At 73.4% G+C, this 15,676-nt stretch carries 11 protein-coding genes, 1 tRNA gene and 2 pseudogenes; 10 read left to right on the forward strand and 4 right to left on the reverse strand.

What is annotated here, in order from left to right:
* Positions 1-192 precede the first annotated feature (192 nt).
* Positions 193-729, reverse strand: coding sequence for a MarR family winged helix-turn-helix transcriptional regulator (locus H488_RS26720; protein ID WP_017833221.1), 537 nt, complete (start codon positions 727-729; stop codon positions 193-195).
* 228 nt (positions 730-957) lie between these two features.
* Here H488_RS26720 and bcp point away from each other — a divergent pair, with 228 nt between their 5' ends.
* The 6 genes and pseudogenes from bcp (at position 958) to H488_RS26750 (ending at position 8,919) form a co-directional block, all read left to right on the forward strand.
* The gene (bcp, locus tag H488_RS26725) at positions 958-1,431 is read left to right on the forward strand and encodes a thioredoxin-dependent thiol peroxidase (RefSeq protein WP_017833222.1); all 474 of its coding nucleotides are present in this window, start codon (positions 958-960) and stop codon (positions 1,429-1,431) included.
* 35 nt (positions 1,432-1,466) lie between these two features.
* Positions 1,467-1,550 (forward strand) — tRNA-Leu (locus H488_RS26730).
* Positions 1,551-1,628: 78 nt separating this feature from the next.
* Positions 1,629-3,236, forward strand: coding sequence for an ABC transporter substrate-binding protein (locus H488_RS26735; RefSeq protein ID WP_017833223.1), 1,608 nt, complete (start codon positions 1,629-1,631; stop codon positions 3,234-3,236).
* A gap of 112 nt (positions 3,237-3,348) precedes the next feature.
* Complete coding sequence (locus tag H488_RS26740; RefSeq protein WP_031282915.1) at positions 3,349-4,833, forward strand: malate:quinone oxidoreductase; 1,485 nt, start codon at positions 3,349-3,351, stop codon at positions 4,831-4,833.
* A 210-nt stretch (positions 4,834-5,043) separates the two neighbouring features.
* Positions 5,044-8,228: pseudogene (locus H488_RS38660) on the forward strand (efflux RND transporter permease subunit).
* A gap of 232 nt (positions 8,229-8,460) precedes the next feature.
* Positions 8,461-8,919 carry a MarR family winged helix-turn-helix transcriptional regulator gene (locus tag H488_RS26750; RefSeq protein ID WP_031282916.1) on the forward strand — a complete coding sequence of 153 codons (459 nt, stop codon included), beginning with the start codon at positions 8,461-8,463 and terminating at the stop codon, positions 8,917-8,919.
* A gap of 19 nt (positions 8,920-8,938) precedes the next feature.
* Here H488_RS26750 and H488_RS37920 read toward each other — a convergent pair whose 3' ends face one another.
* Positions 8,939-9,763: a transglutaminase-like domain-containing protein gene (locus H488_RS37920; RefSeq protein ID WP_017833226.1), complete on the reverse strand. Its 825-nt coding sequence runs from the start codon at positions 9,761-9,763 to the stop codon at positions 8,939-8,941.
* A gap of 171 nt (positions 9,764-9,934) precedes the next feature.
* Between H488_RS37920 and H488_RS38225 the strand changes: the two are divergent.
* The 4 genes and pseudogenes from H488_RS38225 to H488_RS26765 form a co-directional block, all read left to right on the forward strand.
* A pseudogene (locus H488_RS38225) lies at positions 9,935-10,339 on the forward strand (YihY/virulence factor BrkB family protein); the annotation flags it as partial.
* 199 nt (positions 10,340-10,538) lie between these two features.
* Positions 10,539-11,165 carry a YihY/virulence factor BrkB family protein gene (locus H488_RS38230; RefSeq protein ID WP_017833229.1) on the forward strand — a complete coding sequence of 209 codons (627 nt, stop codon included), beginning with the start codon at positions 10,539-10,541 and terminating at the stop codon, positions 11,163-11,165.
* Positions 11,166-11,341: 176 nt separating this feature from the next.
* Entirely contained in the window at positions 11,342-12,439 is a 1,098-nt protein-coding gene (locus H488_RS26760) for an S-(hydroxymethyl)mycothiol dehydrogenase (protein WP_017833230.1), read from the forward strand.
* Complete coding sequence (locus tag H488_RS26765) at positions 12,436-13,176, forward strand: MBL fold metallo-hydrolase (protein WP_017833231.1); 741 nt, start codon at positions 12,436-12,438, stop codon at positions 13,174-13,176. The genes H488_RS26760 and H488_RS26765 overlap by 4 nt, the downstream gene beginning before the upstream one ends.
* Positions 13,177-13,268: 92 nt before the next feature.
* Here the strand turns inward: H488_RS26765 and H488_RS26770 are convergent, their stop codons facing one another.
* Positions 13,269-14,576 (reverse strand): hypothetical protein, encoded by a 1,308-nt coding sequence (locus tag H488_RS26770; protein WP_017833232.1) that lies wholly within the window; start codon positions 14,574-14,576, stop codon positions 13,269-13,271.
* A gap of 139 nt (positions 14,577-14,715) precedes the next feature.
* Positions 14,716-15,648 (reverse strand): aquaporin, encoded by a 933-nt coding sequence (locus tag H488_RS26775; protein ID WP_017833233.1) that lies wholly within the window; start codon positions 15,646-15,648, stop codon positions 14,716-14,718.
* Between the last annotated feature and the right edge of the window lie 28 nt (positions 15,649-15,676).

The raw sequence follows: 15,676 nt of genomic DNA on the forward strand, positions 1-15,676 counted from the left end.
GGTGGGGTCCTTTGTCGTCCCCGGGGCACGGCGGCCCGCGGGCACGAAAAAACCCGGGGTCGTCGTGCCCCGGGTGCTCCCGCCGGAGGCCGCCGTCCGGCGACCTCGCGCGCCCTCGTGCCGGGGTCGTCCTCGACCCCGTGCCGACCCGCCCCGCGCCCGTCCGTGCCGGGACCGCGGGCCGCGGCCGTCTCAGGACGCGGTGTCCCCCGCCGTGCCGGCCTCGGCGATGTCGCGCGACTGCTCGGGCGTGGTCGCGTCGGCGGACCCGGCGTCGGTGACGGTCCCGTCCGGCTGGACCCGCAGCTTCCAGCGGGCGCCGCCGAGCGTGGTGATGATGTCGGCCAGCGTGCGGCGCAGGTTCTCGTCCGTGAGCAGCCCGTGGTCCACCAGCTCGTCCTCGAGCTGGGTGGCGGCCTCGAGAATGCGCAGGCCCTCCGGGGTGATCGACACGAGGTGGCTGCGGCGGTCGTGGACGTTCTTGGACCGGTTGACGTGGCCGTGCAGCTCGAGCCGGTGCAGCGTCTTGCCCATGGTCTGGGCCTGCACCCGGACGCGGTGCGCCAGCTGGGCCTGCGTCATGCTCCCCGCCGTCTTCAGCACGTCCAGCGCCATGACGCCCGCGTGGGTCACCCCGAGCGTGGCCAGGCGCTCGTTCCACGCGTGCTCCACGAGCCGGGCCGCGGTGGAGAGCAGTCGGTTGGTCGGCCATTGAGTGGTGAAAGGCATGCAAAGCAGTCTACCGACCTGCACCACGGAATACAGCACCATGCTAAGCAAACTGACGAGCATTTCTCCGCGGGCGGATCCGCGGCGGTCCTGAGCGCTCCCCCGGGACGGCCGGGACCACCGGGACGAGCGCCGGTAGTGTTCGTGGTCCGGGGCCGTCCCGCGGCACCCGACCCTCGCCCGGGCCCGGCCCGGACGGCACCACCGAACCGACGGAGGAACATCCCCATGGCAGCACGTCTCGAACCCGGCAGCCCGGCCCCCGACTTCTCCCTGCCCGACGCCCGGGGCGGGACCGTCTCCCTCGCCGACCACCGCGGGCGGCGGGTGGTCGTCTACTTCTACCCGAAGGCCTCGACCCCCGGCTGCACCACGCAGGCGTGCGACTTCCGCGACAGTCTGGAGCGCTTCGCCGCGGACGGGTTCGCCGTGCTCGGCATCTCGCCGGACTCCCCGGAGGCCCTCGCGCGGTTCGCCGAGGCCGAGTCCCTCACCTTCCCGCTGCTCTCCGACCCGGACCACCGGGTCGCCGAGGCGTACGGCGCCTGGGGCGAGAAGAAGAACTACGGCAAGACCTACGAGGGCCTGGTGCGCTCCACCGTGGTGGTCGGGCCCGAGGGCGAGGTGGAGCTCGCGCAGTACAACGTGCGCGCCGCGGGCCACGTGGCGAAGCTGCGCCGCGACCTCGGCCTGGAGGGCTGAGGCTAGGATGGGCGGGGGCCCGGACGGGCCCTTCGGCGCGAGTGGTGGAACTGGCAGACACGCAGGATTTAGGTTCCTGTGCCCTGACCGGCGTGCGGGTTCGAGTCCCGCCTCGCGCACCCCGCCGTCCCCGGGCACGCCCCGGGGCCGGCCCACGACGACACCCACGACAGATCCGGTGAGGCGGCGAAGGACCCATGGCGCCCAGGCGAACCCCCCGCACCGCGGCCGCGCTCGCGCTCGTCGCGGGGCTCCTCGCCCTCGGCGGGTGCGCCCCTGCGGGCGAGGGGCCCGGCACCCCCACCGCCGCCCGGTCCGTGCCGAGCGGGGAGTTCGTGTTCGCCAACGCCGCCGCCGCCCCCACCCTGGACCCGGCCACGGTCAACATCCTGGAGACGTCCCGGATCGGGGCCCAGATGCTCGAGGGGCTCGTCTCCGCCGACCCCTCCACGGGCGAGGCGGTGCCGGCCCTGGCGCGGTCGTGGGAGACCTCCGAGGACGGGCTCACCTACACCTTCGACCTGCGCCGGGACGTGCGCTTCCACGACGGCACCGCCCTGGACGCGGCGGCGGTGTGCGCGAACTTCGAGCGCTGGGAGACCCTCGCCGCCGACGGGGCACGGACCCCCTTCGCCACGGTCCTGCGCACCGGCGCCCCCGGCATCGATTCCCTCTACGCGGGGTGCGCCGCGGCGTCGGAGTCCACGGTGGAGCTCTCGCTGACCGCGCCGCACACGCCCCTGCTCCGGGCGCTGACGCAGCCCGCGTTCGGGATCGCGTCCCCCGCGGCCCTGGCGGCCGGCACGCACGAGACGCACCCCGTGGGCACCGGCCCCTTCCGCTACGAGTCGGGGGACGGGACGAACGTGGTGCTGGTCGCGAACCCCGACTACTGGGGCGAGCTCGGGGACATCGGCCGGCTCGAGTTCCGCACGATCGCCGAGCCGGAGCTGCGCTACGTGGCGCTGCGCCTCGGCCAGGTGGACGGCTACGACCAGGTGGGCCTGGACTCCTTCGCCCCGCTCGCGCGCGAGGGCGTGCAGGTCCTCCAGCGCGACCCGTACTCCGTGTCCTACCTCGGCATCAACCAGGACGTGGAGCCCCTGGACGACCCCGAGGTGCGGGAGGCGATCGCCGCCGCCGTGGACCGCGGCGCGATCGTGCGCGAGCACTACCCCGACGGCACCCGGGTGGCGAACCAGTTCCTGCCCGCCCGCTTCGCGATGGACGGGACCGACCTGCAGGTCCCGTCCTACAACCCGCAGCGGGCGCGCGAGCTGCTGGCGGCGTCCTCCTACGCCGGCGAGCCGCTGCGGTTCTACTATCCCCGCGGCACCTCCCGCACCTACATGCAGGAGCCCGAGAAGATCTACGCCGACATCGCGGCCCAGCTCGTGCGGGCGGGGTTCGTGATCGAGCCCGTCCCGGTGGCCTGGTCGGACGGCTACGTGCAGCAGGTCCAGGACCCGGAGGGCGACCACGCCCTGCACCTGCTCGGCCTCAACGGCGGCTACCGCGACCCGGACTACTTCACGGCCGCCCTGTTCGGCGCCCCCCGCGGGGAGTTCGGCGCGGACGCCGTGTCACTGTTCGGCGCCGTCAACCGCGCGGCGGCGCTGCCCGACGGCGAGGACCGCTCGAGCGCGTACGTGTCGATCAACAACCGCGTCTCGCGGCTGCTGCCCGCCGTCCCGCTGGCCCACCCGATCTCCGCGGTCGCCGTCGGGGACTCCGTGACGTCCTTCCCCCTGAGCTCCACCGGCAACGAGGTCTTCAACCGGGTGGACCTCGGCGCCGCGCCGTGAGCACCGGCCCCGGCGCGCGCCCGGCCGCATTCGGGGTTCGTCCGGGCGTGGCGATAGTCTGATCCCGACCATTCACCGGCGCAGCGCCGGGCGTTCAACGGGAGCATCGACTGTGACATCACCTCAGACAACGGAATCGACCGACGTCCTCCTGATCGGCGGAGGCATCATGAGCGCCACCCTCGGCGTGTTCCTCAAGGAGCTCGAGCCGCAGTGGGACATCACGATGCTCGAGCGCCTCGACCAGGTGGGCGCGGAGAGCTCCAACGTCTGGAACAACGCCGGCACCGGCCACTCCGCGCTCTGCGAGCTCAACTACGCGCCCCAGGCCGCCGACGGGTCCGTGAGCCCGGAGAAGTCGCTCGGCATCAACGAGCAGTTCCAGCTCTCCCGCCAGTTCTGGGCCTCTCTCGTGTCGGAGGGCAAGCTGCGCGAGCCCGGCTCCTTCATCAACCCGGTGCCGCACATGTCCCTCGTCTTCGGCGACGCGCACAGCGACTACCTGCGCCGCCGCTGGGAGGCCCTGCAGCCGAACAAGCTCTTCGAGCGCATGGAGTACACCGAGGACCGTGAGAAGATCGCGGAGTGGGCGCCGCTGACCATGCACGGCCGCGGCGCGGGTCGCGTGGCGGCTTCCTGGTCCCCCGAGGGCACCGACGTCGACTTCGGCGAGCTGACCCGGCAGCAGGTCGCCCACCTGCAGGCCCGGGGCGGGGAGGTGCGCTACGGCCAGCAGGTCACGGACCTCGACCGGCAGGGCGACGGCACCTGGGTGGCGAGGGTCAAGAACCGCCTCAACACCGAGGGCGACCGGCTCGTGCGCGCGAAGTTCGTGTTCGTGGGGGCCGGCGGCGGCGCCCTGCCGCTGCTGCAGAAGTCCGGCATCCGGGAGGCCAAGGGCTACGGCGGGTTCCCGGTCTCCGGCCTGTGGCTGCGCAACTCCGACGAGGACGTGGCGGCCCAGCACAACGCCAAGGTCTACGGCCAGGCCTCCGTGGGCGCCCCGCCCATGTCCGTCCCGCACCTGGACACCCGCTACGAGCACGGACGGCGCGCGCTGCTGTTCGGCCCCTACGGCGGGTTCAAGCCCAACTTCCTGAAGCAGGGGTCCTACCTGGACCTGCCCCTGTCCGTGCGCCCGCACAACCTCTACCCGATGACCCGCGCGGGCCTGGCCAACCTGGATCTCGTGAAGTACCTGCTGAGCGAGCTGGCCAAGTCCAAGGGCCAGCGGGTCGAGGCGCTGCAGCAGTTCTACCCGACCGCCGACGGCTCGCAGTGGGAGCTGATCGAGGCCGGCCAGCGCGTGCAGGTCATGAAGCGGGACAAGCAGAAGGGCGGCGTGCTCCAGTTCGGGACCGAGCTGATCACCGCCGCGGACGGCTCCATCGCCGGCCTGCTGGGAGCCTCCCCCGGCGCGTCCACCGCGGTGCCCATCATGCTCAACCTCCTGGCGAAGTCCTTCCCGGCGCGGATGTCCGGGTGGGAGCCGCGGATCAAGGAGCTCATCCCCTCCTACGGCGTGAAGCTCAACGACAACCCGCAGCTCGCGGACGAGGTCATGGGCCGCACCGCCCAGGTGCTCGGCATCAGCTGACACCGCCCCGACGGGCACCGCTCCGCACGCCGCGGTGCCCGCGCGACGAGGCCCCGGACCGGCCGGTCCGGGGCCTCGTCGTCGTCCGGTCCGCCCCGGCCCCCCGGCCCAGCAGGCCCGGGTGACCTGTCGGTACGCGGCGGTACGCTGAGGGGCGTGCGCCCCGGCCCGGCCGGGACGCCCTCGCCCATCCCTCCCCAAGGAGCACGAGTGTTTCTCCTCGCCCGCGCGTCGATGGCCAACCGCGCCCTGATCGTGCTCATCACGCTGTTCGTCGCCCTCTTCGGGGTGCTCAGCATGCGCTCCATGAAGCAGGAGCTCATCCCGTCCCTGGAGATCCCCGCCATCAGCGTGGTCTCGGCGATGCCCGGCGCGTCCGCGGAGGTCGTCGACGAGCAGGTGGGCCGGCCCCTGGAGCGGGCGCTCAACATCGTGGAGGGCCTCGAGAGCTCGGCGTCCACCTCGCGCAGCGGGCTGTCCGAGATCCGGCTCGGCTTCGAGTACGGCACCGACCTGGACCGGGCCCGCAACCAGGTGGAGCGGGCGATCTCCAACGTGCGCACCCAGCTGCCCGACGACGTCGAGCCCACCGCGTTCGCCGGCTCCGTCGCCGACTTCCCCATCGTCTTCCTGGCCGTGTCCTCCGACGAGGACCTCAGCCCGCTCGCCGCCGACCTGGAACGGCTCACGGTCCCGGACCTGCAGCGGATCGAGGGCGTGCGCTCCGCCGAGGTCAGCGGCGCCCCCGAGCAGGTCGTCTCGATCCTGCCGGACCGCGCCGACCTCGCCCGGGCGGGCGCCACGCCCGCGGACATCCGCACCGCCCTGGAGGAGAGCGGCGGGCTGGTGCCCGTGGGCACCGTGGACGACGGGGCCACGACCCTGCCCGTCCAGGCCGGCTCCCCGCTCGACTCCCTCGAGGCCGTGGAGAACGTCCCGCTGCCCCTCCCCGAGGACGCGCCCGACGGCGCCGAGCCCACCACGGTGGGCGCCGTGGCCGCCGTGGAGCTCGCCGAGCAGGAGCAGACCTCGATCACCCGCACCAACGGGGCCCCGACGCTCGCCCTGTCCGTCACCAAGACCCCGGACGGGGACACGGTCGGGATCTCCCAGGCGGTCGGCGAGATGATCCCCGAGCTCGAGGAGGACCTCGGCAACGGCGCCGAGATCACGGCGGTCTTCGACCAGGCCCCCTACATCGAGCAGTCGATCGAGGACCTCACGGTCGAGGGTCTCCTGGGGCTCGCGTTCGCCGTGCTCGTGATCCTGGTGTTCCTGGCGTCGCTGCGCTCGACCCTGGTCACCGCGATCTCCATCCCGCTGTCCCTGCTCGCCACGTTCATCGGGATCAACGCCCTGGGCTACTCGCTGAACCTGCTGACCCTCGCGGCCATCACCCTGTCCGTGGGGCGGGTCGTGGACGACTCGATCGTGGTGATCGAGAACATCAAGCGCCACTACGGGACGGTCGACCTGAGCACCGACCCCGCCAACGCGAAGCGCCGGGCCATCCTCACCGCCGTGCGCGAGGTCGCGGGGGCGATCACCGCCTCTACCCTCATCACGGTCGCGGTGTTCGTGCCCATCGCGTTCGTGGGGGACGTGACCGGCGAGCTGTTCCGGCCCTTCGCCCTGACCACGACCATCGCGCTGCTGTCCTCGCTCGTGGTGTCCCTGACCATCGTGCCCGTGCTGGCGTTCTGGTTCCTCTTTTCGGCGAGATTTTGAGGTCGAAGTNCACCCGCGCCCCAAAACGCCTGCGAAAAACGGCCGGTCCCCCGCCCGGCGCCGCGGCCGGGACGCCGCCCCGGCTGGCCCAGGGCTACCTGCCGGTCCTGCGCGGCACGCAGCGCCACCCGTGGGCCACCCTCGGGGTGAGCGTCCTGATCCTCGGCGGCACGGCCGCCCTGCTGCCGGTGCTGCCCACCAACCTGCTCGGGGACACCGGGCAGAACACCATGACGATCGAACAGGACCTGCCGCCCGGCACCGCGCTCGCGGTGACCTCCGAGCAGGCGGGCCGCGCCGAGGAGGTGCTCGACTGGACCGAGGGCATCGAGGACGTCCAGGTCACCATGGGCCCCGGCGGCGGCTTCTCCGCGTTCCTGCCCGGCAGCGGCACCAACAGCGCCACGTTCTCCGTGACGACGGACGCCGCGGTCGACCAGGAGCGGCTGCGCCGCACCGTCGGCGAGCGCCTGGACCGGCTGGACGGCGCCGGCGAGTTCTCGGTGCGGGGCGCCCAGGGCTTCACGAGCAACGACGTCGAGATCTCCGTCACCGCCACGGACCAGGCGACGCTGGCGGAGGCCGACGACGCCGTGGTGCGGGCCATGCGGGAGCTCGACTCCGCGGGGCAGGTCACGAGCAACCTGGCCGCCACCCAGCCCACCGTCGTGGTCACGGTCGACCGGGCGGCCGCCGCCGCCCGCGGCCTGAGCGAGGAGCAGGTCACGGGGGCGCTCGCCGGCACCGTGAACCCCCTCCCCGCCGGGTCCATCGACCTGGACGCCGACTCGGTGGCGGTGACGATCGGCGAGGGCCGCGCCGTCGAGGACCTCGAGGCGCTGCGGGCCCTGCCGGTGCCGGCCGCGGGCGGGACCGTCCGCCTCGACGAGCTGGCCGAGGTCGAGGAGGCGCTCACGGTCGAGACCATCACCTCGAGCAACGACCAGCGCACCGCCACCGTGGCCGTCACCCCGGGCGGCGACGACCTCGGCGCCACGAGCGGGGAGGTCCGGGACGCGCTCGCGGGCCTGGACCTGCCGCAGGGCGCGGCGGCCGAGCTGGGCGGGGCCGCCACGGAGCAGGAGACCACGTTCCGGCAGCTGGGCCTCGCCGTGCTCGCCGCGATCGCGATCGTCTACGTGGTGCTCGTGGCGACCTTCAAGTCCCTCGTCCAGCCGCTGGTCCTGCTGGTCTCGATCCCCTTCGCGGCGACGGGCGCGGTGCTCGCGCTGCTGGCCTCCGGGGTGCCGCTGGGCCTCGCCTCGCTGGTGGGCGTGCTGATGCTCGTGGGCATCGTGGTGACCAACGCGGTCGTGCTGATCGACCTCATCAACCAGTACCGGGGCCGGGAGCACCGCATGGACCTGGAGGAGGCCATCGAGAAGGGGGCGACCCGCCGGCTGCGCCCCATCGTGATGACGGCCCTGGCGACCATCCTGGCGATGACGCCCATGGCGCTGGGGATCACGGGGCAGGGCAGCTTCATCTCCCAGCCGCTGGCGGTCGTGGTGATCGGCGGGCTGATCTCCTCGACCCTGCTGACCCTGGTGCTCGTGCCGGTGCTGTACCGGCTCGTCGAGGCGCGCAAGGAGGCGCGGCTCCGGCGCCGGGAGGAGCGGATCGCGGCGCTGGCCGCGGCCCCGGGGCGCGGCGCCCGCGGAAGGTGACGTGACACTCGTCACCGTGCGCTCTTTCGTGGACGTTTGCTTCTGAAAACACTCGCGGGCGCACCCCGGTCACTCCCCGTCCGCAGGGTGCAGAAGGTATCATCGCCGCTGGTCACAGGGGGATTCGGTGCTGTGGAGCGGGCGGCGTGCGGGGAGCCCCCGGGAGGCATCCCCCGAAAGGGGGGACACCGGGGCCCGGTGCACCGATGTAACCGGGTCGTAGCATTATCCTGTGACCCGCAGAGAAACAGATCGTGTGCAGAACAGCGCCGACGCCTGGGAGGCCCTCTTCAGGGCCCAGGTGACGGTCATGCGGCGTCTCCAGCGCCAACCCGAGTTCGCGGAGCTCTCCGCCCGCGAGTACGACGTCCTCTTCAACCTCTCCCGCTCCGACGAGGCCGGCATGAGGCTCAACGAGCTCAACGAGTACGTGCTGCTCACCCAGTCGAGCCTCAGCCGGATGCTGGAGCGTCTCGAGCTCAAGGGGCTGGTGCACCGCTGGCAGGACCCGCAGGACCTGCGGGGGCTGCGGATCCGGCTGACCGACCGGGGCCGGCAGATGCAGGTGCAGATCGCCGAGCAGTTCCGGGTGCACGTGCACGAACTGATGTCCGCGGGCCTGGACCCGGAGGAGCTGCGCATCCTGACCCGGCTCGCCGACCGCCTGCGGGAAGCCGTCAACGAGCTCTGAGCCGCGCTCCCCCGCCGCGCTACAGCGGGAGGACGACCCTGGCCCCCGGGTCCTCGCGGCCGGGGACGGAGGACTCCGCGGACACCCGCATCCCGCCCAGCGTGATCTCCCCCTGGAGCGTGGTCAGGAACGCCGTCTCGGAGGCGTCCGCGCCCGTCGCGATGCGCACGAACTCCGTGCGCGGGGCGAGCCCGGTGGCGTCGAGGACGTACCAGGCGCCGTCGTGCCAGGCCTCGACCACCGCGTGGAAGTCCATGGGGGACAGCCCGGGCGCGTAGACCGACGCGAGCCGCGCCGGCACCCCGAGTCCCCGCAGCAGGGTGATGAGCAGGTGGGCGTAGTCCCTGCACACGCCCTGCCGGGTGAGGAACGTGTGCACCGCGGTGTCGGTGGCCGTCGAGGAGCCGACCACGTAGTCCAGGTGCTCGTGCACCCAGTCCCGCACCCGCTGGAGCGTCTCGTAGCCGCCGCCGCGGGCCCCGGGGAAGAGGGCGTCGGGGGTGCCGGCCATCTCGTCGAAGGGGCAGAACCGGCTGGGCCGGGTGTAGCGGACGAAGTCGACCGGCTCCTCCGGAGGCGGTGACCCCGCCGGGCCGTCCAGCTCCAGGGCATAGGACACCGTGCACTGCGTGCCGCCCGGCACCCGGGCCAGGTGCAGCCGCGTGCCGTGCAGGTCCTCCGCCTCCTCGAGCGCGACCTCGGTCCCGTCCACGCGCAGGCTCAGGTGCTCGCCGGGGCGGGCGCCTCCGCCGGGGCGGGCGGCCGCGAGGGAGAAGACCGCCAGGTGGTCGGTCTCCGAGGCGAAGTCGACCTCCGCGGAAACGGTGCGCCGGGTGGTGGGCACGAATGGCCTCCTGGTCGGGGGGAATGTGCGGCGGACCGGTGGCCCGTCCGCTCCATTGTGGCTCACGGGGGCGATTCATCAGTACACTGATCCACGAGACATCCCCCACACGCCCCGCCGCCGGCCGGAGCCCGCGCGCTGCACCCGGCGGCCGACCGCGAAGGACGCAGCATGGCCCAGGACACCACCCAGGACAGCCGCTCCAAGGAGCGCACCGCACCGGATCCCGAGGATCCCCGCAAGCCGGACAGTCCCACCGAGATCAGCAAGCCCTCGTGGGGCTACGTCGTCAAACGTGCGATCTCGGAGTTCTCCAAGGACGACTGCACCGACCTCGCCGCGTCCCTGACGTACTTCGCGGTGCTCTCCCTCTTCCCCGCGCTGCTCGCCATCGTGTCCCTGCTCGGCGTGTTCGGCCAGGGGCAGGCCACCACCCAGGCGATCACCGGGTTCCTCGAGGGCGCCGCCCCGCCCGAGCTCGTGACCCTGCTCGAGGATCCCATCAACAACCTCACCTCCGGCACCGGCGCCGGGCTCGCCCTCGTCGTCGGCATCGTCGGCGCACTGTGGACCGCCTCCGGCTACACGGGGGCCTTCGGCCGGGCCATGAACCGCATCTACGAGGTCGAGGAGGGCCGGCCCATCTGGAAGCTGCGGCCGATGAACCTCCTCGTCACGCTGATGCTGGTCCTCATCGTGGTCCTCATCATGCTCATGGTGCTGATCTCCGGGGGCATCGCCCAGTGGGTGNCGGCCCATCTGGAAGCTGCGGCCGATGAACCTCCTCGTCACGCTGATGCTGGTCCTCATCGTGGTCCTCATCATGCTCATGGTGCTGATCTCCGGGGGCATCGCCCAGTGGGTGGGCGACCTCGTGGGGCTCGGCACCACGGCCGTGACGGTGTGGAACATCGCCAAGTGGCCGGTCGTCGTCATCCTCGCCGTCCTGCTCATCGCGGTGCTCTACTACTTCACGCCCAACGTCCAGCAGCCCAAGTTCCGCTGGATCAGCATGGGCTCGATCGTCGCCCTGGTCGTGGCGGCCGTGGCCGCACTGGCCTTCACCTGGTACGTGAGCAACTTCGCGTCCTACAACGCCACCTACGGCATCATCGGCTCCGTCATCGTCCTGCTGCTCGGTCTGTGGATCATCAACAACGTGCTGCTGCTGGGCGCGGAGATCGACGCCGAGGTGGAGCGCGGCCGCCAGCTGCAGGGCGGGATCAAGGCCGAGGAGACCATCCAGCTCCCGCCGCGCGACACCCGCCAGGTCGACAAGAAGGACAAGAAGGCGGAGAAGCTCGTGGACCAGGGCCGGAAGCTGCGCCTCGAGCACGAGCACCTCGACTACTCCTCGGACGACTCCGGGAAGGACGCCGACAAGGCCTCCGGCAGGAGCTGACGGCCGACCCCGGCGGCGGACCCGTGGTGCTGATCCACGGGTCCGCCGCTTCGTTCTGCCCGGACCGGAGCCGCCGCGCTCCGGCGCCGCACCGCGCGCCCCCGGCGTCCTTCCCTAGACTGGGGAGCGGTGTTCCGGACCGGAACCGTCACGTCGTCCGCAGGAAGGTCCCACTCATGCACGAGGTCAGAGCCGTCGTCGTCACGGCGAAGAACGCACCAGCCACCCTCGAGACGATCCTCGTCCCGGACCCCGGGCCCGGGGAGGCGCTCGTGGACGTCCTCACCTGCGGGGTCTGCCAGACCGACCTGCACTACAAGGTCGGTGCCGTGGGCGACGACTACCCCTACCTGCTCGGCCACGAGGCCTCCGGCGTGGTCGCCGCGGTCGGCGAGGGCGTCACCGAGGTCGCCGTCGGGGACAAGGTCATCCTCAACTGGCGCGCCGTGTGCGGGGAGTGCCGGGCCTGCCGCAGGGGCGAGCCCTGGTACTGCTTCGCCACCCACAACGCCACCCAGAAGATGACGCTCGCCGACGGCACGGAGCTCTCTCCCGCCCTGGGCATCGGGGCGTTCGCCGAGAAGACCCTGGTCGCGGCCGGTCAGTGCACCAAGATCGAGGGCGAGCTCGAGGACCACCAGTACGCCGCGGTCGGCCTGCTCGGCTGCGGCGTGATGGCCGGCATCGGCGCCGTCCTCAACACCGCGAACGTCCGGCGCGGGGAGTCCGTGGCCGTGATCGGCTGCGGCGGCGTCGGCACCGCGGCGATCGCCGGGGCCCAGCTCGCCGGGGCCACCACGATCATCGCCGTGGACCTCGACGACGAGAAGCTCGCCACGGCGCAGAAGTTCGGCGCCACCCACACGGTGAACTCGAAGGAGCAGGACCCCGTCGCGGCGATCCAGGAGCTCACGGGCGGGCACGGCGCCGACGTCGTGGTCGACGCCGTGGGCGTCGCCGCGACCTTCCAGCAGGCCTTCGAGGCCCGCGATCTCGCCGGACGGCTGGTCCTGGTGGGCGTGCCCGCCCCCGGCACCACGTGGGAGATCCCGCTGGACGAGGTCTTCGGCCGCGGCGGGGCCATCAAGTCCGCCTGGTACGGCGACACCCTGCCGAACCGGGACTTCCCGATGCTCGTGGACCAGTACCGGCTGGGCCGGCTGGACCTCGACGGCTTCGTCACCGAACGGATCGGGATCGAGGACGTCGAGCCCGCCTTCGAGCGGATGACCGCCGGCAAGGTGCTGCGCTCCGTCGTGGAGCTCGGCCGATGAGCGCCGTCGACGGCCACGACGGCGAGGCCCTGCCCGACCGGGAGCGCGCCCACCCCGCCGACCGCGGCGCCGTCCCGGTGCGGCCCGCCGCGGGCGCCGGCCGGGCCCGCATCGACCGGCTGGTCACCTCCGGGACGTTCTCCCTCGACGGCGGGACCTGGGACGTCGAGAACAACGTGTGGATCGTGGGCGACGACGACGAGTGCGTGGTGATCGACCCGGCCCACGACCCCGCCGCGGTGGTGGAGGCCGTCGCCGGGCGCACGGTGACCGCGGTCCTGCTCACCCACGCCCACGACGACCACATCCGCTCCGTCAAGGAGGTGGCCGGGCAGGTGGGCGGGACGATCCACCTGCACCCGGAGGACACGGTGCTGTGGGAGCAGGTCTACCCGAAGACGCCCTTCGACGCGGCGATCGCCGACGGGGACGAGTTCACCGTGGCGGGGACGACCCTCACCGCGCTGCACACCCCGGGCCACTCCCCCGGGTCCGTGTGCTTCTGGGCCCCGGGCCTGGGCGAGGGCGGGGTGCTGTTCTCCGGGGACACCCTGTTCCAGGGCGGTCCCGGCGCCACGGGCCGGTCCTGGTCGGACTTCCCCACGATCGTGGACTCCATCCGCGAGCGGCTGCTGACGCTGCCCGAGTCCACGGAGGTGCTCACCGGCCACGGCGACACCACCACGATCGGCGCCGAGGCCCCGCACCTCAAGGAGTGGATCGACCGGGGCCACTGACCGCGACCCCGGCCACCCGCCGCGGCCTCCGGGCCCGGCGGGTGGCCCGGGACGGCGGTGCCCCTGCCGGCACTGTCCCGGGCCCGGTGGGCTCAGAGGTCCCCGGGACCGATGCGCCGCCAGCGGTGCACGAAGGTCAGGGCCGTGGCCAGCAGGACCGCCGCGGAGAGCACCGGCACCAGTGCGGCGCTCCGGTAGCCCCAGGACTCCCCCCACCACCCGGACAGGGCGAGCCCCCCGGTCAGCCCCACGCTCATCACCGCGGTCATGACGGTGGTCAGGGCCGTGACCCGGGAGCTCGGGGCCACGAGCCGGGCGATCTCGTAGACCCCCACCAGGCACGGCCCGGTGGTCAGCCCGGCCAGCGCCAGCACGACCACCATCCCCGCGGAGTCGTCCGGGATGGTCAGGAGCATCGCGGCGAGCACGGCCCCGGCGGCCGCCGCCACCCAGCGGTTCCACAGCCGCAGCTCTTCGGTGCGGGCGGACGCGGCCACCGCGGCCAGCGCCGAGGTGAACCCCGAGACCGCGTACAGCCAGCTGACCGAGACCACCGCGTCCACGGCGGTCGCGAAGACGAGGACCGCTCCCAGGGTCGACCCCACGAGGGCCCCCAGCGCCCCCATCCCCAGCACGGGGAGCAGCCGGAGCTGCCGCGCCCGGCGGCGGCGGTTGCGGGCCGCCCGGTTCGGTGCGGCCGCGACGGGCGGCAGGAAGTGGATGAGCCCCCGCGGCAGGCGGGCCGAGCAGTGCAGCAGGAACACGGTGGTGCCCACGAGGGTCAGGGTGGCCGCGAGCACCAGCACGGCCACCGGCCCGAGGGTCACGGCCACGAGCCCGGTCACCGCGGCTGCCAGGACGGTGGCCAGCGAGTCCATGACGCTCTCGTGGCGCAGCGCGGTGTCGAAGAGGTCCTCCCGGGAGTCCCGGCGCAGCAGGGACCACCAGCGCAGCCGGCACGCCACGCCCATCTGCGGCAGCACGAGCCCGGCGAGCAGGCACGGGAGCACCAGCTGGGCGGGGGCCGCCCCGGGGTCGGCGGCGAGGTCCGGGAGCCGGCGCACGAGCCACCACACCACCAGCGGGTTCACGAGGGTGAGCAGCACCAGGCCGAGCTGGCGCCGGCGCCACGAGGCGGCCGCGCCCATGGCCAGCCCGCACACCGCCGAGCCGAACGTCACGGCGGCGGCGCAGAAGGCGCCCAGGGCCGGGGACCCGGAGATCAGCGCCACCGTGGTCAGCACGCCGAGGGGCACCATGGTCTGGGGCAGCCGCACGAGCAGGGTCAGCACGGGGTACAGCGCGCCGCTGACGGCGGCGAGCTCCCGGGAGTCGGCCAGGGGCGAGCGGGCGGCCGTGCTGAAACCCCCGAGGGGCTCGGCGGCGCGCGCACTGCTCACGAGGTACCTCCGCATCCTCCCGACCGCGGCCGGGCACGGACCAGCCTAGCCCCGCCGTCCGGAGGATGACGGAAAGCGTCGGTCCCCCGCGGCGGGCGGAGGATCCGGCGGCCCTGCCGGATCCGGCAGGGCCGCGGGCTCACCGCTCCCGGACCGGCGCGGCGGACGCGGTGGGCGTCGCCTCCGCTGCCGGGGCGTCCTCCTCCGCGGCGGGCGCCCCGGCGCCGCGGCGCGGCCGGGAGAGCGTCGCCGAGCGGTGGACCAGACCGGCCACGAGGCCGCCGAGCAGCGGGGCCACCCAGAACAGCCACAGCTGGCCCAGGTGGCCGGCGCCGGCGACCACGGCGGCGCCGGTCGAGCGGGCGGGGTTCAGCGACCCGCCGTCGAACGGCGCGGTGATCGTGAGCAGGAACGCGAGGGCCGCACCGATGGCCACGGGGGCGAGCACCGCGTTGGCCCGCGGCGCGGTGGAGCCCAGGACCACGAGGGCGAACAGGGCGGTCGCCACGAACTCGACGAGCAGCACGGTGGTCCACCCGGCCTGGGAGGTGGAGTTCTCCCCGAAGCCGTTGGAGACCGCGCCGAGGACCTGCGCGGTGGTCGAGGAGTCGAGCAGGCTGATGAGCACCGCCCACAGCACGCCGGCCGCGGCCAGGGCGCCGAGCACCTGGGCCACCACGTAGCCGATCGCGGCCCGTGCGGGCGTGCGCCCGGCCACGACCGCGGCGAGCGTCACCGCGGGGTTGAAGTGCCCCCCGGAGACGTGCCCGAAGGCGACGATCGCGGCGACCAGGCCGAGACCGAAGCCGAGCGCGGAGTCGATGACCTCGGTGGCGAACATGCCCGTGCCCAGCCCGGCGAAGACCAGCAGCGCCGTCCCTGCGAACTCGGCGGCCCACTGGGCCGGCGCGGACGCGGCCTCCGGGGCGCCGGCGGGCACGGTGTCCTTGCGCGCGGCGACGGGCACGGGCGCCGCGAGGCCCGCCGTGCCGGGGGCGGCGCCGTCGTGGACGGCGCTGTCGGCGCCGTCGGCGCCGGGGCGCGCGGTGGTGCCGGGAACGTGGTGACTCATGGATTTCTCCTCAGGGATCGGGGCGGCA

Source organism: Kocuria sp. UCD-OTCP, from assembly GCF_000349605.1.
GTDB lineage: Bacteria > Actinomycetota > Actinomycetes > Actinomycetales > Micrococcaceae > Kocuria > Kocuria rosea.